This window comes from Anaplasmataceae bacterium AB001_6, from assembly GCA_020002265.1.
Classification (GTDB): Bacteria; Pseudomonadota; Alphaproteobacteria; order Rickettsiales; family Anaplasmataceae; genus AB001-6.
Genome location: CP048228.1, coordinates 296,666 through 313,831 on the forward strand (window position 1 = coordinate 296,666; position 17,166 = coordinate 313,831).

A 17,166-nucleotide genomic window follows, 5' to 3' on the forward strand; every position below is an offset into this window, starting at 1 on the left:
GAACTTGAATTAGAATTCAATATTAGATTAGACGAAGTTAGTTTAGTGTAAACTTCTTTAGTTGTCATTACAAGAGAATGATTGAGTAACTCAGTTCAAGAATTAAAAAATTTGATATATAATATCTGATTAACATTTTTCTTTTCCATATAAATGAATGATCTCGTATAAGAAAATAATCGTTTTAGGATCTACAGGATCTATAGGCATACAAACTTTGGATTTGTTGGATATTTACACTAATTACTCTGTTTTTGCCCTTGTAGCTGCTAATAATTATAAATTGTTAGCACAGCAGATAGGGAAATATAATCCAGAATTTGCTGTCATATTAAATGAAGATTATTACGATGATTTAAAATCATTGCTTACAAATTCCCAAACAAAATTGTTATGTGGGTATGATGCAATTAATTCACTTGTTGCAGAAAGAGTAGATTGTGTTGTTAATGCTGTTATGGGTTATGATGGATTAACATTCACAATGAATGCATTAAAATCTGGCAATAAAGTTGCATTGGCTAATAAAGAATCCATAATATGTGGAGGTAAGCTCTTTTCTGATTATGCTGAACAGATTATTCCTCTAGATTCTGAGCATTATGCTATAAGCAGAATTCTAAATAATGATGTTGAAAAAATTACTCTCACAGCATCAGGTGGTGCTTTTTTTCAAGAAAAAGAAATAACTAAAAATCTTAATAATGCTTTGAAACATCCTACTTGGGCAATGGGTAAGAAAATAACAATTAATTCTGCTACTATGTTCAATAAGGTTATGGAGGTAATAGAAGCTCATTATCTATTTTCTTTCCCGAAAGATAAAATTGACATTGTTATTCACCCACAGAGCATAGTGCACTCTTTTGTTCATTATAAGAATGGAGAACAGCACGCTTCATTATTTTTACCGGATATGAAAATTCCAATATCCTCTATATTTGATTCTGCTGAAATGCATTCATATCAGAATTGTCTTGATATTGTAAAACATGGCGAACTATCTTTTTTTAGAGCGGATGTTAGTGAATATCCTATGTTAAATTTTCTAAAAACAGATCAGCACATTACACTAACAATTGCAAACGAAATAGCAGTAGAATATTTTATCTCTGGAGTTATAGGATTTGATAGCATATATAAATGCATAGAAGATGTCTTAAGTACATATTATTATAACGAAGATGCTATAGACAATATAGAAAGTATCTTTGATATTATTAAACAAGTTAAATATTTAACAAGAAATGCTTTATATAAATATAGTAATTGTTTGTATTCGTAAGTTTTGAATATTATAATGTCATTATTATGACTATAAAATTTATCTAGATGTCTTATGTTTGATAGATATAAGAATAATGCTTTTAGGCCTACCAAATCAAGAGTTAGGGATGCCATATACGATTTTTTACAGCATTATTACGACAGCTTAGATGAAAAGATAATGTATGATTTATATTGTGGATCTGCTGCTGTTAGCCTTAATATATTGAATAAACTAGGATTAAAAAAACTATACTTAGTTGATACAAATACTTCTAATATTGATTCTAATGCCTTAGATAATCAAAAAGTTGTTGTGTTAGCATCAGATGTATTATCTCTTAGAATTGGCAAAAAAGGTTTGAGAAAAGCGGATATTGTGTTTTTAGATCCTCCCTATGATAGTAAACTTGCAGATAGGACAATACAAAATATGCTAAAGTATGATATGCTAAAACCGGAATCCTTGATTATTTGTGAAATTTCTAGTAAATATCTTTTTCAGAATGTTCCTAAAGATCTTAGTTTAAAGAGAGTATTTTGTTATGGACTTTCTAAGATTGTAATATTTGAGTATTCTGCTGCTTAATTTTTATTTTTTGATGTTTATATGAATTTACCTATCAATGTACAGTTGGATGAAACACTCAAGGAGAAAATAACTAATATCGTTAACAGTGCTCCTATAGTACTCTTCATGAAAGGCAATGAGCTTTACCCTGCCTGTGGATATTCAGGGGTTGTTGTGAAGATACTTAATGATTTAAATTGCCAATTTAAAACATTTGATGTACTAGAAGATATAGAAATCCGTCAGGGTATTAAGACTTTCTCCGATTGGCAAACTATCCCACAGCTTTATGTAAAAGGGGAATTTATAGGTGGAGCAGATATTGTACGTGATCTTTATCAAACAGGAGAATTGAAAGATCTTCTTGCTAATGTTAATTCTTAGATTTTATTAAGAAGATTATATGGATAAAGAGGATTCTTACATTGCAGTAGGGACAATGAGTGGAACTTCTTGTGATGGAATAGATATTTCTATTGTTGAAACCGATGGTAAAGAATTTATTCGTTTCATATACAATGAATTCTTTGCCTATGATGAGCGTTTTAGTAAATCTTTGTTAGATATCAGTAAAACTAGTTTAGTAGTAAATGATATTTTAGAAATAGAGCATAATATTACTTTACTACATGTTGATGCAATAAATAAAGCAATTCAAAAAGCTGCTTCTTTTGGGGTCAAAAGAATTGATATTATCGGATTTCATGGTCATACAGTTCTTCATAGACCAGATATTTCTATGACTTGGCAAATTGGTAATGCATCTTTAATTTCTGCTCTCTGTGAATGCAATGTTATAAGTGATTTCCGTAAAAATGACATGTCTTATGGGGGACAAGGTGCTCCACTGGTGCCAATCTTTCATCGCGCTCTATTCTCTCAATATTATCAAGGTCAGGAATTATTTGTAATTAATATTGGTGGTATTGCTAATATTACTCATCTTTATAAAAATAAAATTCATGCTTCAGATGTTGGCCCCGGGAATTGCATAATTGATAATATTCTGTATAAAAAATCAGATAAAATATGTTATGACATAGGGGGGCAAATAGCATTTAAAGGCAATGTGAATCAAAATGTTATAAAGAGTCTGTCCGATTACTTTAAAACTACAAAGAAAATACAGTCCTTTGATCGTGAATTTTTTAGTGTGCATTTTTTTGAGAATATGATACTTGAAGATGCAGTAGCAACTGCAGCATATTTTACTGCTTTATGTATATGTGATGCTATTAATAGTCTTGCGAGAGATACTGAAAATATTAAGATTATAGTATCAGGCGGCGGCAGAAAAAATCTGTATATAATAGATTGCATTACTCAAATAATGCAGATCGATGTCATCGATATCGATAAAATTGGTGATTTTAACGGAGATTTCATAGAATCAGGGGCGTTTGCATATTTAGCTGTTCGTAGTCTATTGAACCTACATATCACAGAAACTCAAACAACTGGCGTCAGAAAGAAATTCTGTCAAGGAGGAATCTTAAACAGATACAATAATTCTCAAGAAGAAAAATAAATAAAGCAGATTTATCCAGTGCAATCAAATAGTTCTTCTTCCATTTTTTCCTCAGACACATCTTCTGAACTCGAATGGTTGATATTCTTTGCTGTAAAATCTGATAAATATTGAGTATTATTGCTATCACTAGGCTTTTTATTCAATTTTGCATTTTCATTTTTTTGCGTTTTGGAATTTGCAATGATTTTCTTTACTTCCGTCTGTGTTATATCATAGATCTTTTGTAAATCAGATACTCTACTGAAAGAATGATCACCATCTTTTATTACTTCACAGTGAAATAGTGAAGGCATTTTCTTTTTTATTGTGGATGATACATTAATTACTTGCTGCAGATCAGAGTATTTATCTTTTTCTCCTTGTATCAATATTCCAGGAACAGAACATGGTGCTAAAAATGAAAAATCATAAAGTTTATTTGGTAATCCCAGAGCTATAAATCCAGTTATTTCTGGCCTTCTCATTACTAAATTAAGCGCTAACCAAGAGCCGAAAAACATGCCACCAATCCAAAAATCACTCAATAGCGGGAAATTATTATCTATCCATGCAATCAGATTACTTGTTATCTTGCCAAAGCTTTCTTCTCCCATATTTTCATCCAAGTTAACACATAGTGTTGAAAAATTATTTGCTGCAAAAGCCTTATTGACTGTTCTAATAGCAGGGTTTGCATTAGCATTGCCATACTTTGGATGAGGAGGAAATAACAACATACACCTATCGGTGCTGTGAAAATATGAATCCACAGTTATCTTACCAGCGGTTGTATTAATACATATTCGCTTCATTTAGATTACACCTCCTTGCTTTAATTGAGGATAAATATCTCAATATAAATTTTAAAAAATCTGTAAAGAACACTTTGTTGTCTAAATATTCCCTAAAAGTACATTTACGTAGATTTTTTTTAACTTGTTATACATTTAATTTCTCAATTAATGTTGCACAACGTAATGGTTCTATTATACAATAAATTTTGCTAATATGTCAAATTTTTAATCTTTGCAACGGATGTGTTGTACTTACTTAATTTTTGTTTTGTGATATGCTGATATCTAACCGTTTGCGATATGCAATCTTAGCTGTTTTTGACATCATTATGAATAGTGAGCAAAATACGATACCAGTTAAAATGCAAGCGATTGCAAAAAGACAAAATGTATCAATAAAATATCTTGAATCAATAATGACTGTTATGGCTAAGACCAGATTATTGAAGTCTTCTTCTGGTGTTGGCGGCGGTTATCTTATTGCCAAAGATTTATCAGAGTTATCAATATTAGATTTAATCCAATCTATTGAAAATGGTATAAAATTTACACGCTGTAAAGATCATGTTGGATGCCTTGATAACGGTGCTAAATGTTTTATTCACGATATTTTAGCAGATCTTCAAGAAAACATGGAGCAAATTCTTACAGCAGATTATAAAATCCTGGATTTAATTCAGAAATATCAGGCGGGTTCGAAAGATAATATTATTTATTTTGATAGCAATGCTACCATTCCAATTGATTACACCATACAGCAAAAAATTAATTCTAAGTTATTTTATAATCCGTCTTCAACTCATAAATTGGGGCAAAAATCAAAATATTTAATAGAACAAGCTCGTGAAAGAATATTACGTTCTATAGGGATAGAATCCGATTATAAATTATTATTTACATCAAGCGCTACAGAAGCTAATTATTACATTGGAAAAATTAAAGGTATTAGTAAGTTTTTTTGTTCAGCTATAGAGCATGTTTCAATATTAGATAATTTGCCTAATGTTAATCTAATAGGTGTTGATAACAACGGAGTATTAAATCTGAATACCTTGCGATCAATGATTGATGAAAATACTTGTTTAAATGAACCTTTCTTGATTTCCATAGCTTTTGTGAATAGTGAAACAGGAGTTATGCAAGATATAAAAAGAATATCTGATATTGTTCATTCTCTGGGAGGACTTTTACATGTAGATGCTGTTCAAGCATATTCGCGGATTGATATAAATATTAAAGACCTTGGAATAGATTTAATGACTATTTCTGGACATAAAGTTGGCGCGGGATTTGGCGCCGGTGCTTTAATATATCGATCAGATATTTCAATCCTTCCGACTTTTCTAGGAGGAATGCAAGAAAAAGGAATGCGTTCTGGTACAGAAAATGTTCCTGCTATATACGCTTTAGGGGAAATTGCAGATATGTTAAATTATAGAATTCAATCTTTTGCGAATTTAGTAAAATTACACAGCACCTTTGAAAGCGATTTATGTGAATTAATACCTGACATAATTATATGTAGTAGTGAGGCATCTAGAATAGGTAATACAACTTGTACAATATTACCAAATGTTAAAAATGATTTGCAGATGTTACATTTTGATATGAATGGAATATGTGTCAGTAATGGTTCTGCATGTTCTTCTGGATTATATAAAACTTCCCATGGATTGAAGGCTATGGGCTATGAAGATGCCTTAGCTCAATGTGCTATTAGAATTAGCTCAAATATCAATAACGATAAAAATGATTTTGAACATCTTGTAAAGTCTTGGAAAAGTATGTATAATTCCCTCTATCAATTTAATTATCCTATATTGAACTAGGAGATAGAGAATTTCAGAAGGACTTTTTAAAGAAGAGGTTTTAAATGATTAAGTTAGTTTATCTAGATAATAATGCTACAACTCAAACTGATCCTCGCGTTCTCGAAGAGATGAGCTCTTTTTTTCTGAAACCTAGCAATATGCACTCTCGTAGCCATAATTTCGGTTGGAGTGCCGAAGAAGCAGTGGATAACGCTAAAGATAATATTGCCAAATTAATAGGATCTTCTGGAAAGGATATTATATTAACTTCTGGTGCTACCGAAGCTAATAATCTTGCTATATTAGGGGCAGTGGAATTTTATAAAATTAAGCATGTTATTACACTTCAAACAGAGCATAAATGTGTTTTAGAGTGTTGCCGTAAGTTAGAAAGAATGGGTGTTGAAGTGACCTATCTTAGAGTACAAAGTAACGGCTTAATAGATATTAAGGATTTAAAAGAAGCTATAAAATCTGAAACTAAACTTATATCTGTCATGTTTGCAAATAATGAGATTGGCGTTATTCAACCAATGAAAGAGATAGGTAAAATATGCAAAGATAATGATATCATATTTCATGTAGATGCTGCACAGGCCTATGGAAAGATCAAAATTGATGTAAATGATATGAATATATCCCTCTTAAGTATATCTTCTCATAAAATATATGGCCCGATGGGTATTGGAGCATTATATGTGAGCCGTAAACCTGTCAGAATTAGATTATCCCCGATTATAATAGGAGGGGGGCAAGAAAGAGGTATGCGTTCTGGGACAGTCCCAACGCCACTTGCTGTAGGTTTTGGAAAAGCAGCAGAGATTTGTGCAGAGTTTATGGAAGAAGAGAGCAAACGCTGTTTATCCTTGAGAAATAGATTGCGTGATATAATCTGCGAAGGTATTCCATCGGCTACAGTAAATGGTGATATGATAAGTAGATTGCCAGGTAATCTTAATATTAGTTTTCCATATGTTGAAGGAGAATCTATTATTATGTCTATTGATGATATAGCTGTTAGTTCAGGATCAGCTTGTACATCTGCATCTTTAGAACCTTCGTATGTGTTAAGAGCGTTAGGTTTAGATGATATAATGGCGCACTCATCTATACGATTTGGTATCGGTAGATTTAATACTATAGATGAGATTGAATACACTGGACAAAAAATAGTAAAACAAATTAAAAGATTGATGGATTTAAGCCCTCTTTGGGAAATGGTGCAAGAAGGTATTGATCTTTCAAAAGTAGAATGGGTTGAGCATTAAAAGGAGTGTTTATATGGCTTATAGTGAAGATGTAAAAAATCATTACAATAACCCTCATAATGTTGGGTCTTTCCCGAAGAATGAGAAAAATGTTGGTACTGGTATGGTTGGTGCTCCAGCATGTGGAGACGTTATGAAATTGCAAATTAAAGTTGATCCTAAAACAAGAATTATTGTGGATGCAAAATTTAAAACTTTTGGATGTGGATCAGCAATAGCTTCTAGTTCTTTGGCAACTCTTATGTTGATTGGGAAAACTCTTGATGAAGCTAAAGGGATTAGAAACTCTGCTATTGCATCACGCCTTTCTCTTCCTCCCGTGAAAAGACATTGTTCTGTTCTTGCAGAAGATGCAATCAGTGCAGCTATGAAAGATTATGAAGATAAATTTTTAATAGATGATTCTACAGATGAAGATGAATCATTTGATAAAATAGAAGGGTAAATAATTATTCTTTTCTGGATATGGCGCGTAGTGTAATTACTGTAACAACATTGGCTTCTGATAAATTGTTTGAATCTATTCTTAATAAGGAAGAACAAGGAGCTTTTGCTATAAAGATAGTGGTAGTCAATGGCGGTTGTTACGGAAAAAAGTACAACATGGAATTTATATACGATAAAGATACTATTCATAAATTAGATGAGATTGTCAGAATTCACTCCACCAAATACAAAAATTTGAAGGATAAATTTTATGTTGTTGTTGATCGAAGATCTATTTTATCTGTGATAGGTACGGAATTAGATTACAAATCAGATGATATTTCACAAGGGTTTGTTTTTAATAACCCACAAGAATCTGGTAGGTGCGGTTGTGGTGAAAGCTTCAGTTAAGAAAGATTGTTTCTCTATATTAAGAATATCAGAGAATTATGATTTGGATCTTACGATCTTAGAGAAGAATTATCTGAAGATTTGTTCTTTAATTCATCCTGATAATTTTGTCTCTGATCTACAAAAAGAGGTCTGTGAGAAAAAATTATTAGATATTCAAAATGCTTATAGAATTTTACGTGATGATATATTAAGAGCAGAATATATGATGAAAATTAGGGGAATTAATCATGATAATATAGCACCTAGTGAAGAATTTCTAAATGAGATGTTTAATCTACGTATGAGATTAGAAGAAGAAAAGCAAGATGATGCTATGATACATCTGGTGAAAGAGAAGATAAGATATGCTAAATTGTGTTTGATGAGAGCATTTGATATGGATAATCATTCATCTATAAAAGAACATTATTTATCTTTAAGATATTTGAATAAGTTAATTTAATAACTATATGAATAACTTTATAACTATTGAAGAGCCAAAGAAAAATCTAGATGGAATCGCAATTGGTATTGATTTTGGAACTACCAATTCATTGATAGCTTATGCTAAAAACGGTATAATAGAAATTGTTCCAATTGATGATGAAGATAATTATTATTTTCCATCTGCTTTTGCATATGAAGATGATCAATCTTTTTTTGGATATGCTGCTCTAGATAAGAAAAATCATATTGCATCCATTAAGCGCTTATTGGGTAAAACAGTAACTGAATCAATTGAAACTACTCATAGCAGTATACATAATATAGATTTTGAAGATTCTAGTCGCAGGGGGTCATTGAATTTTAAGCTAGGAGAGAAGAAATTTAATACTGTTGATATTACTGCAGAAATTTTGAAAATACTAAAGTATAAAGCAGAGAAATATCTTAACACAACAGTTGATAAGGCAGTTATTACTGTACCAGCATATTTTGATGAAGTAGCTCGTAGCGCTATTTATGATGCTGCTAATATAGCTAATATTAAGGTATTAAGATTACTTAATGAACCAACAGCTGCTTTGATGCACTATAAGTCTAATTTTTCAGATAAATCTGACATAAATAATAAGATATGTGCTGTGTATGATTTAGGAGGTGGCACTTTTGATGTTTCTATTCTTAATGTTCAAGGTGATATTGTTAAAGTATTGGGTGTAGGAGGGGATAATAATCTAGGAGGAGATGATTTTGATTATTTGCTCTACGATATGGTGTGTACATATTTGCGAGATATTCATTCTTTTAAAGAAATTCCAGATATCTTGAAGCAGCAGATAATACGTGATATGCCAAGCCTCAAATGCAAACTTAATGATAATGATGAAATATCATATAGCGTGAAGTTTAATGGTGCAGAATATTGTTGTCATGTTATTTATGATAATTTTGAAAATGCCTCTCACCCTTTGTTGAATTCTACTTATCAGATATTGTTAAGCACGCTGCAATCACTGGATTTAGGTATTGATGAAATTGATTATATTGTTTTTGTTGGTGGTTCAACAAAAATGAGAATTTTAAAAAATTTCTTTCAAGAAAAGTTAAAACAGTTATGTTTTTATGACGATCCTGATAAAGCTGTTGTTAAGGGGGCTGCAAAATATGCAGAAAAGTTATCGTTTGGCTATGGAGAGGTTATTTTGGATGTTATACCTCTTTCTATTGGATTAGAAACAATGGGTGGTATAATAGAAAAATTAATCCCTTGTAATAGTCCTCTACCAATTAGTGTAACTCAATCTTTTACAAATTATTCTGATGATCAAAGATATATGTCTGTGAGAATTTGGCAAGGAGAGAGGGAAATATTAGATCAAGAAATGGATACTAAGGGGATTAGATTTCTTGGAGAATTTTCTTTTAAATTATCTAATTTTAAAGCTGGGAAGGCTAGAGTTGATATAACATTTAAGGTAGATCAAAATGGTTTGCTCATTGTATCTGCGGAAGATAAATTAACGGGTAATAAGAAGAGTATTGAGCTTAGTTATAAAGATGGAATTGATGATGATGCGATTGATCGTCTTATTGGAGATTCTTGTGAGTATGGCATGATGGATTCTCAGTTTAAAAAGAAAATTGATAAAAAAAGAAAACTTGAAGAATTGCTCTCTTTGTGTAAAGATTCTCTTAGCAAAAATATTGATACTGAATCTTCTGAATTTTTAAGGAACAGTCTGAATGATGCCTATCGTTTGCTGAAAATAGATGTACACGATCTGAAGGTTGAAGATTTAGATGTTGTGTATGACAAGCTAGAGAATAGAGTTACTACTTATTTAAGTAGTAAGATCGATGATATTTTAGATAGTAATATAGATAAAGTATGAGTGAAGATAAAATTATAAAAATTTATTTTGAACTTGAAGAAGGAAACATAATAGAATGTTTAGCTGCTAAGGGGGAAAATATATTGACTGTTGCAAGAAATAATGATATTCCCCTGGAAGGTGCATGCGAGGGCTCTTTGGCTTGCTCTACTTGTCATGTGATTCTTACTGCTGATGATTTTAAAAGAATGAGTATTGCGACAGAAGAAGAAGAGGATATGTTGGATCTTGCTTATGATGTACAGCCGACATCTCGTTTAGGGTGTCAACTTATGGTTGATGAAAGCTTTGATGGAATGGTTATTAAGGTTCCAAAAGAGAGTAGGAATATCTCAATTAGTGATTAATAGGTTACATCTGCTATTTGTTTAGCTTAGGATGTTCTATTGAAGAGAGATATTGCAGTGCTGTTGAAAATTAAGAAATATAGGCAAGCTATCTGTTGATACATAATTTATGTTAGGAGTAATTGTTATAAGGTTTTGTTTTCACCTTAGAATTCTTTGATCCTGTTAATTGATATTGACGAGGAATTTATTGATGATTTTAAATTATTTGTTGTAGCAATTTTACATTATCTATCTTATGAAAATCCATTGTTGTCTTATACTCTTTGGAAGGAATAATTGCCTTTTTAATACCAAATTTTGCAGATTCTTTCAATCGTAATAAATCAGATGATACAGGCTTTATTTCCCCAGAAAGAGATATTTCGCCAAAAGCTACTGTACTTTCCATCAGAGGTTTATTTTTATAAGCAGAAATTAGTGCTGTTGCTACTGCTAAATCCATTGCTGGTTCTGTTATTTTCAGTCCTCCAGAAACATTTAAATATACCTCTTTATTTCCCATGAATATTCCACATCTAGATTGTATAACTGCGATTATCATGTTTAGTCTATTTATATCCCACCCGACTACAGAGCGTCTTGGTATTGTCATATTTGTATTTACGATCAAGCATTGTATTTCTACTAATATTGGCCTGGTACCTTCCATTCCAGAGAATATTACGCTGCCACTGGTTGGTTTATGATTGTTTCCTAAGAATATCTCAGAAGGGTTATGTACAGCTATTAAACCTTCTTTAGACATCTCTAAGATGCCTATTTCATTTGTTGCGCCAAATCTATTTTTTATAGCTCGTAATATTCTAAAAGATGCATTTGCTTCATCTTCAAAATATAAAACTGTATCTACCATATGTTCCAATACTTTAGGGCCTGCTATTTGTCCATCCTTGGTTACTTGTCCTATGATAAATAGCACTATATTTTTTTTTCTGGCTATCTCTAATAACACTTGAGTACAATATTTCACCTGCGTGATTGTGCCCGGAGAAGAATCTATCGTTTCACTATAAATTGTTTGGATAGAATCTATAACTAATATGTTATTAGTTTTAAGATTATTAACAGTTGCAATTATTTCTTCTAGTAAATTTGTAGTTAAAACTTTTATTGTTGCTTTATTTTCTAATGATAATCTATTGGCTCTCATTAATATGTGCTCCAGAGATTCCTCTGCAGAAACGTACAGAGATTCTTGTTCACACTTGGATAATATCTGTAGCATTAGAGTAGATTTGCCAATCCCTGGACAACCTCCTACGAGTACTGCAGAACCTTTAACCATACCGCTTCCCAGTACTTGATCAACTTCTTTTATATTAGATTTAATTCTGGACATAGAATTGTTAGTTAAAGTTATTCCTCTATCCAATGAGAAGACTTCCTGTGGTTGATACGATGATGTACTTGTTTGAGTATCCTGTACAATTGTGTTCCAGTTATTGCACTCTGAGCATTTGCCTTGCCATTTGTAGTATGTACAACTACAATTCTTACATATAAACTTTATTTTCATATGTGCATTGTATAATTTTGTATATATTGATGTCAATTTTAGCTAACTTTCTATTGTAGATGTTTAATTTTGTTAATTTAACAGGACGCTCTTTTTTTGAATTGTGTGTTAAAGCTGCTCTCTTTTTTATATTTTCTGTAAGAACTATTTTTTGCTTCATAAAATTTCGTGATTATTGGGAAAACACTTTGTACGCTTTTATGGAAGTGTTTTTTTTTTCTTTACTAGTTGTTGCTTTGACTTCTTTGAGTACAGGATCTGTTTTAACAGTACATACTTACACAGGCCTACAGCTGTTCAAAGATGAGGAAATTGTAGCAGAAATTGTTTCGCTTGCAATAATGCGTGAATTAGCACCAGCTATTACTGGGATTATTCTTTCTGCGAAGGTTGTATCGTGGGCTACTTCAGAACTTGCTTCAATGCGTATTACTAATCAAATAGATGCATTGGAAGTCATGGGCATTGATACTTACTCAACTCTTGTTTTTCCAAGGATTTTAGCATGTTGTATAGGCTTCCCATTGATGTTAATACTTGCTGATATTTTTGCGCTGTATGGTGGTTATCTAGTGATACAATACTATTTCAAATTGAGTGGTTTAGGGTATATTAGTCATATCATTAACATATTGCAATGGTATGATATCTATATTGGTCTCGTGAAATCACTTATATTTTCTCTAATAGCTGGTCTTGTATCTTGTTATATGGGCTACAATGCAACAGGAGGAACTAGAGGTGTTGGGATTAATACAACTTTTGCTATAGTTATGGTACTTGTCATGATAATGGTACTAAATTACTTTATTACTTCGATAATGTCAGTATAGGTTATATGGCAGATATTATAGTTTTAAAAGATGTATGTAAGGAATTTTCTGGAAGAAAAGTCATTGATGGTTTCAATCTTAGCATAGCGCATAAGGATTCTTTAGTTATTATGGGTAATTCTGGTAGTGGAAAATCAGTGTTAGCCAAAATGATGATAGGGATTATGCAGCCAGAATCGGGCTCTATTAGGGTAAATGATAAAAAATTAACAACTAATTTGCGAAGAAATGTTGTTTCTAATGATATCTCATTTTGTTTTCAAAGTGATGCATTATTAGATAGTTTAAAGGTTAAAGATAATCTTGCTATTGCTTTGATTAAGAGAAGAAATATGAAGAAAAAAGTAGCTATAGCAATTGCTATTTCTGAGCTTAAAAATATTGGCCTTGATGAAGATGTTGCTGAATTTTATCCTAATGAATTATCAGGAGGAATGAGGAAAAGAGTTGCAGTGTTGCGTAGCCTTATTATTAAGCCAAAGATTGCTATTTTTGATGAACCAACAACAGGCTTGGATCCCATCACCAATGATAAAATAAGTAAATTAATTAAACATTATATAAATAAGTATGAAATAACCGCTGTTACTATAACGCACAATGCTAAGTGCATGTATGAAGTTGGCCACAGAGTTTTATTTCTTATTGATGGGCAATTATTATGGCAAGGGGATATAAACTCATTACCTTCTGTGCAAGAACCAAAAATTCAAATGTTTTTGAGTTGAATATTCTTGTTTTATTTCTAAATCTAACTCACCTTAACTTTCGTAAATCTTTATGTTAGAATTTTTTCTGATAGAATATAATTTTTTTGATATATGTCGTCTATATCGTATAAAAAACTGGGTATAATAGGTGGGGGACAATTAGCAAGAATGATTGCCTTAAGTGCTTTTGAATTCGGTGCTAATGTACATATATATACAGATAAAAAAGATGATCCAGCATTGTTAATGACACCTTTTGCTACTGTTGCATCTTACGATGATACTGCATCATTAGCTAAATTTGCTGCCAGCGTTGACTATCTAACTTTTGAATTTGAGAATATAACAATCAATTGTTTAGATTTCTTAGAAAGGTATGATCATATTTTTCCTCATCCGAAGATTTTAAAAATCGCTCAAGATAGAACGCTAGAGAAAACATTTATCTCTGATATAGGTATAAAAACTGCACGATATGCTCCAATAAGAAATAAAAATGATATATCAAAATTTGGCTTTCCGGCATTACTAAAAACTAATAAATTAGGATACGATGGAAAGGGGCAATATTTAATTCGCGATAATGGCCATTTGGAGAATTTTGTTTTTCCAGATTGTGATTTAATAGCAGAAGAGGTAATAGATTTTAAAAAAGAAGTGTCAATAATTGTATCCCGTGATAAGAAAGGGGAGGTGGATTTTTTCCCTGTAGCAGAAAATATACATCGCGATGGAATTTTATGTACGTCAAAAATTCCAGCAGATATTGGGAATGATCAAGTATTATTAATACAAAATTATGCCAAAAAAATAGCGATTAATATTGATTTAATTGGTATATTAGCTATTGAATTCTTTATTGACAAGAATGAAGATATCATTGTTAATGAGATTGCTCCTAGACCACATAATACGGGGCACTGGAGTATGAATGCTTGTAATATTAGTCAATTTGAACAATTGGTTAGAATATTATTCGGGTACAATTTGAAGAAGATAAAAAAGACGTATGATTGTATCATGGAAAATATCTTGGGGGAGGATATAAGAGATTTGCATCCTGTGGGAGCTGATAAATATTCTTGTGACAGTCATTTTATTCATATCTATGGCAAAGAAAAAATAAGTGATAGAAGAAAAATGGCTCATGTTAATAAGTGTGCATTATAAATTTTGAATTTTTTGCGTATGGTTATAGAAGTTCCTTTTTTCAATCCAATTGCTATAGATTTTGGATGGGTTAATATTCGCTGGTATGCGATTTTGCTTTTAATAGGTGGATTTGTATGCTGCTTTAAGGTTTCTAAAGATATGAAAGCATCCCGAGACTTTTTTGAAGATTCTATATTCTTTTCTTTTGTTTATGGTGTTTTGTTTGCAAGATTATTCTTCATAATTTTTTATGGAGCAAAATATTTTATGCACCATCCGGTAGAAATTTTCTATATTTGGCGAGGAGGTCTTTCGTTTCATGGTGGAGTATTTGGTGGTGCTATTGCTGTTTATCACATGAGTGCAAAATACCAGATCACGTTTTTTAGACTATTAGATAGTTTGGTTTGTATAGTGCCTTTTGCTATTTTTTTAGGAAGAATTGCCAATTTAATTAATAATGAATTGATTGGGAGAGAATCTGACTTTATATTGGCTGTTAGTTATATTAATGAAGGAGTAGCGCGCCATCCTAGTCAATTATACGAAGCTTTTCTTGAAGGTTTGCTATTGCTATTTATAATGAATGTTATAAAAAATAAGTATAGGCCAGCAAAAGATGGGGTTTTATCATACCTATTTTTCTTTCTTTATTCTTTTTTTCGTATACTTTGTGAATTATTTAGACAACCTGATCCACAAGTTGGCTATATTTTATGGGATAAAGTAACAATGGGACAGGTTCTTAATTTACCGTTGGTGCTCTTAGGGTTAATTATGATGTATATAGTGCATTTTAAACGATCAAATCTTTGTGCTTCACAGAAAACAAACAAAGTGCATCTGTAAATAAATATAGGGGATTTATTTGCTGATATGAAACTTTACTGTATCAATATATGCTTCGTTTGAATAAATCCATGAATGCCTATATTGTTAAGGTTTTTCATGCTTAATTATTGAGTAAGCGATGCAGTAATTATTATTCTTCATACTAAGCATTGTGTAAGAATTCGATTATATCGCCATCTTGCACTATATATTCTTTCCCTTCAGTACGCATTTTCCCTTGATTCTTGCATGCTGTTTCTCCGCCAAAATCTATAAAATCTTTATAAGAGATAACATTTGCTCTTATAAACATTTTTTCAAAATCAGAGTGTATTTTTCCAGCTGCTATAGGTGCAGTGCTATTAGACTTTGTTGCCCATGCCCTAGTTTCTTTTTCACCTGAGGTAAAAAAAGTTATCATCTGTAATAATCTGAAGCTTTCTTGTATTAACGTTGTAAGGCCAGATTGCTCAAGGCCGATATCTTTTAAGAATTCTAGTCTCTCTGCTAAATCTTCTAGAAGAGTTATCTCATATTCTATATTAGCAGATATGATAGCTATTGGCGCTTTTATCTCTTTTTTTCTAAGATATTCCTTGACCTCATTGACCAATTTATTCCCATCTTTAGCTGAATTTTCATCTACATTACAGCAATACATTACTGGTTTATCGGTAATTAGGTTCAAATCTTTTACTTCATTCCTATATTTGCTGTTTATTACTAACGTCCCATTATTAAGATCACTTAGTAATTTTTCTAACGTAGATTTTGCATAACCACCGCTATTTTTTTTAGTCAATTGTTTTTCTATTGTTTGCATATCTGCAATTATTAGCTCAGTCTCGATAATCTCAATATCTTCAATGGGTAATATAGTGTTATTTGTATGTTGGATATTTTTATCTTCAAAGCAGCGTACCATATGTATTATTGCATCAACTTCTCTTATATGGGATAAAAATTTATTCCCCAAGCCTTCTCCTTTCGATGCACCTTTTACAAGACCAGCAATATCAACAATCTTTATCTGATTTGCTATAATTTTTTTTGATTTTGATATGTCAGAGACCTTTTCTAGCCTTATATCTGGAACAGGTACTATTCCAATATTTGGTTCAATTGTACAAAAGGGATAATTAGCTGCTTCAGCATTTTGCGTTTCTGTAATTGCATTAAAAAGAGTTGATTTTCCTACGTTAGGAAGACCTACTATTCCACAAGAAAAGCCCATAATCAGAATTAATATTATATGTTTAAAGGTATATTGTAACTAATGATGATGATATATGTAAATTCTTTTATTTGCATTCAATGATTGAGAATTATGTAATACCTGCTATTTTATGTTAAAATATTATTAACTATTTTTTTAATTTAGACTGGAAATTGTTCATGT

At 31.4% G+C, this 17,166-nt stretch carries 18 protein-coding genes; 15 read left to right on the forward strand and 3 right to left on the reverse strand.

Annotation, left to right across the window (positions count from 1 at the left end; genetic code table 11):
• Window positions 1-157: 157 nt before the first annotated feature.
• The 4 genes from dxr to GUI12_01425 are packed head-to-tail and all read left to right on the forward strand — an operon-like array spanning window position 158 to window position 3,365.
• Window positions 158-1,285, forward strand: a complete 1,128-nt coding sequence (gene dxr, locus GUI12_01410) for a 1-deoxy-D-xylulose-5-phosphate reductoisomerase (GenBank protein UAT42812.1) — start codon at window positions 158-160, stop codon at window positions 1,283-1,285.
• 54 nt (window positions 1,286-1,339) lie between these two features.
• Window positions 1,340-1,855, forward strand: coding sequence for a hypothetical protein (locus GUI12_01415; GenBank protein ID UAT42813.1), 516 nt, complete (start codon window positions 1,340-1,342; stop codon window positions 1,853-1,855).
• Between the two features lie 45 nt (window positions 1,856-1,900).
• On the forward strand, window positions 1,901-2,221 hold the full coding sequence (gene grxD, locus GUI12_01420; GenBank protein UAT43438.1) for a Grx4 family monothiol glutaredoxin: 321 nt from the start codon (window positions 1,901-1,903) through the stop codon (window positions 2,219-2,221).
• A gap of 19 nt (window positions 2,222-2,240) precedes the next feature.
• Window positions 2,241-3,365, forward strand: a complete 1,125-nt coding sequence (locus GUI12_01425) for an anhydro-N-acetylmuramic acid kinase (GenBank protein UAT42814.1) — start codon at window positions 2,241-2,243, stop codon at window positions 3,363-3,365.
• 11 nt (window positions 3,366-3,376) lie between these two features.
• Here GUI12_01425 and GUI12_01430 read toward each other — a convergent pair whose 3' ends face one another.
• Window positions 3,377-4,159: a hypothetical protein gene (locus GUI12_01430; protein UAT42815.1), complete on the reverse strand. Its 783-nt coding sequence runs from the start codon at window positions 4,157-4,159 to the stop codon at window positions 3,377-3,379.
• Window positions 4,160-4,416: 257 nt separating this feature from the next.
• Here GUI12_01430 and GUI12_01435 point away from each other — a divergent pair, with 257 nt between their 5' ends.
• Genes GUI12_01435 through GUI12_01465 form a run of 7 tightly spaced genes read left to right on the forward strand, consistent with a single transcriptional unit; the run spans window position 4,417 to window position 10,722 of the window.
• Window positions 4,417-5,970: an aminotransferase class V-fold PLP-dependent enzyme gene (locus GUI12_01435; GenBank protein ID UAT42816.1), complete on the forward strand. Its 1,554-nt coding sequence runs from the start codon at window positions 4,417-4,419 to the stop codon at window positions 5,968-5,970.
• A 44-nt stretch (window positions 5,971-6,014) separates the two neighbouring features.
• Entirely contained in the window at window positions 6,015-7,220 is a 1,206-nt protein-coding gene (locus GUI12_01440) for an IscS subfamily cysteine desulfurase (protein ID UAT42817.1), read from the forward strand.
• 13 nt (window positions 7,221-7,233) lie between these two features.
• Window positions 7,234-7,665, forward strand: a complete 432-nt coding sequence (iscU, locus tag GUI12_01445; GenBank protein ID UAT42818.1) for a Fe-S cluster assembly scaffold IscU — start codon at window positions 7,234-7,236, stop codon at window positions 7,663-7,665.
• A gap of 20 nt (window positions 7,666-7,685) precedes the next feature.
• A complete protein-coding gene (locus GUI12_01450) occupies window positions 7,686-8,057 on the forward strand; it encodes an iron-sulfur cluster assembly accessory protein (protein ID UAT42819.1) in 372 nt (123 codons plus the stop codon).
• Window positions 8,038-8,502, forward strand: coding sequence for a DnaJ domain-containing protein (locus GUI12_01455; protein ID UAT42820.1), 465 nt, complete (start codon window positions 8,038-8,040; stop codon window positions 8,500-8,502). The genes GUI12_01450 and GUI12_01455 overlap by 20 nt, the downstream gene beginning before the upstream one ends.
• A gap of 7 nt (window positions 8,503-8,509) precedes the next feature.
• Window positions 8,510-10,375: an Hsp70 family protein gene (locus GUI12_01460; GenBank protein UAT42821.1), complete on the forward strand. Its 1,866-nt coding sequence runs from the start codon at window positions 8,510-8,512 to the stop codon at window positions 10,373-10,375.
• The gene (locus tag GUI12_01465; protein UAT42822.1) at window positions 10,372-10,722 is read left to right on the forward strand and encodes a 2Fe-2S iron-sulfur cluster binding domain-containing protein; all 351 of its coding nucleotides are present in this window, start codon (window positions 10,372-10,374) and stop codon (window positions 10,720-10,722) included. Before GUI12_01460 ends, GUI12_01465 begins: the two co-directional genes overlap by 4 nt.
• A 199-nt stretch (window positions 10,723-10,921) precedes the next feature.
• Here the strand turns inward: GUI12_01465 and radA are convergent, their stop codons facing one another.
• Window positions 10,922-12,241, reverse strand: a complete 1,320-nt coding sequence (gene radA / locus GUI12_01470) for a DNA repair protein RadA (protein ID UAT42823.1) — start codon at window positions 12,239-12,241, stop codon at window positions 10,922-10,924.
• A 59-nt stretch (window positions 12,242-12,300) separates the two neighbouring features.
• Between radA and GUI12_01475 the strand changes: the two genes are divergently transcribed.
• The 4 genes from GUI12_01475 (at window position 12,301) to lgt (ending at window position 15,785) form a co-directional block, all read left to right on the forward strand.
• Window positions 12,301-13,074 carry an ABC transporter permease gene (locus GUI12_01475; GenBank protein ID UAT42824.1) on the forward strand — a complete coding sequence of 258 codons (774 nt, stop codon included), beginning with the start codon at window positions 12,301-12,303 and terminating at the stop codon, window positions 13,072-13,074.
• Window positions 13,075-13,079: 5 nt separating this feature from the next.
• The gene (locus GUI12_01480; protein UAT42825.1) at window positions 13,080-13,802 is read left to right on the forward strand and encodes an ATP-binding cassette domain-containing protein; all 723 of its coding nucleotides are present in this window, start codon (window positions 13,080-13,082) and stop codon (window positions 13,800-13,802) included.
• Between the two features lie 93 nt (window positions 13,803-13,895).
• Window positions 13,896-14,954: a 5-(carboxyamino)imidazole ribonucleotide synthase gene (locus GUI12_01485; GenBank protein UAT42826.1), complete on the forward strand. Its 1,059-nt coding sequence runs from the start codon at window positions 13,896-13,898 to the stop codon at window positions 14,952-14,954.
• 18 nt (window positions 14,955-14,972) lie between these two features.
• Window positions 14,973-15,785, forward strand: coding sequence for a prolipoprotein diacylglyceryl transferase (gene lgt, locus GUI12_01490; GenBank protein UAT42827.1), 813 nt, complete (start codon window positions 14,973-14,975; stop codon window positions 15,783-15,785).
• A gap of 145 nt (window positions 15,786-15,930) precedes the next feature.
• On the opposite strand, the gene ychF is transcribed toward lgt, so the two are convergent.
• Window positions 15,931-17,001 carry a redox-regulated ATPase YchF gene (gene ychF, locus GUI12_01495; protein UAT42828.1) on the reverse strand — a complete coding sequence of 357 codons (1,071 nt, stop codon included), beginning with the start codon at window positions 16,999-17,001 and terminating at the stop codon, window positions 15,931-15,933.
• Window positions 17,002-17,166: the final 165 nt, after the last annotated feature.

What these genes read in the sequence shown, in the direction of transcription:
- GUI12_01440 (UAT42817.1), top strand. Translation starts at nt 6,015, where the DNA reads ATGATTAAGTTAGTTTATCTAGATAATAATGCTACAACTCAAACTGAT.
- GUI12_01460 (UAT42821.1), top strand. Translation starts at nt 8,510, where the DNA reads ATGAATAACTTTATAACTATTGAAGAGCCAAAGAAAAATCTAGATGGA.
- dxr (UAT42812.1), top strand. Translation starts at nt 158, where the DNA reads ATGATCTCGTATAAGAAAATAATCGTTTTAGGATCTACAGGATCTATA.
- GUI12_01430 (UAT42815.1), bottom strand. Translation starts at nt 4,159, where the DNA reads ATGAAGCGAATATGTATTAATACAACCGCTGGTAAGATAACTGTGGAT.
- GUI12_01415 (UAT42813.1), top strand. Translation starts at nt 1,340, where the DNA reads ATGTTTGATAGATATAAGAATAATGCTTTTAGGCCTACCAAATCAAGA.
- iscU (UAT42818.1), top strand. Translation starts at nt 7,234, where the DNA reads ATGGCTTATAGTGAAGATGTAAAAAATCATTACAATAACCCTCATAAT.
- GUI12_01475 (UAT42824.1), top strand. Translation starts at nt 12,301, where the DNA reads ATGTTTAATTTTGTTAATTTAACAGGACGCTCTTTTTTTGAATTGTGT.
- GUI12_01485 (UAT42826.1), top strand. Translation starts at nt 13,896, where the DNA reads ATGTCGTCTATATCGTATAAAAAACTGGGTATAATAGGTGGGGGACAA.
- ychF (UAT42828.1), bottom strand. Translation starts at nt 17,001, where the DNA reads ATGGGCTTTTCTTGTGGAATAGTAGGTCTTCCTAACGTAGGAAAATCA.
- GUI12_01480 (UAT42825.1), top strand. Translation starts at nt 13,080, where the DNA reads ATGGCAGATATTATAGTTTTAAAAGATGTATGTAAGGAATTTTCTGGA.
- GUI12_01450 (UAT42819.1), top strand. Translation starts at nt 7,686, where the DNA reads ATGGCGCGTAGTGTAATTACTGTAACAACATTGGCTTCTGATAAATTG.
- lgt (UAT42827.1), top strand. Translation starts at nt 14,973, where the DNA reads ATGGTTATAGAAGTTCCTTTTTTCAATCCAATTGCTATAGATTTTGGA.
- GUI12_01435 (UAT42816.1), top strand. Translation starts at nt 4,417, where the DNA reads ATGCTGATATCTAACCGTTTGCGATATGCAATCTTAGCTGTTTTTGAC.
- radA (UAT42823.1), bottom strand. Translation starts at nt 12,241, where the DNA reads ATGAAAATAAAGTTTATATGTAAGAATTGTAGTTGTACATACTACAAA.
- GUI12_01465 (UAT42822.1), top strand. Translation starts at nt 10,372, where the DNA reads ATGAGTGAAGATAAAATTATAAAAATTTATTTTGAACTTGAAGAAGGA.
- GUI12_01425 (UAT42814.1), top strand. Translation starts at nt 2,241, where the DNA reads ATGGATAAAGAGGATTCTTACATTGCAGTAGGGACAATGAGTGGAACT.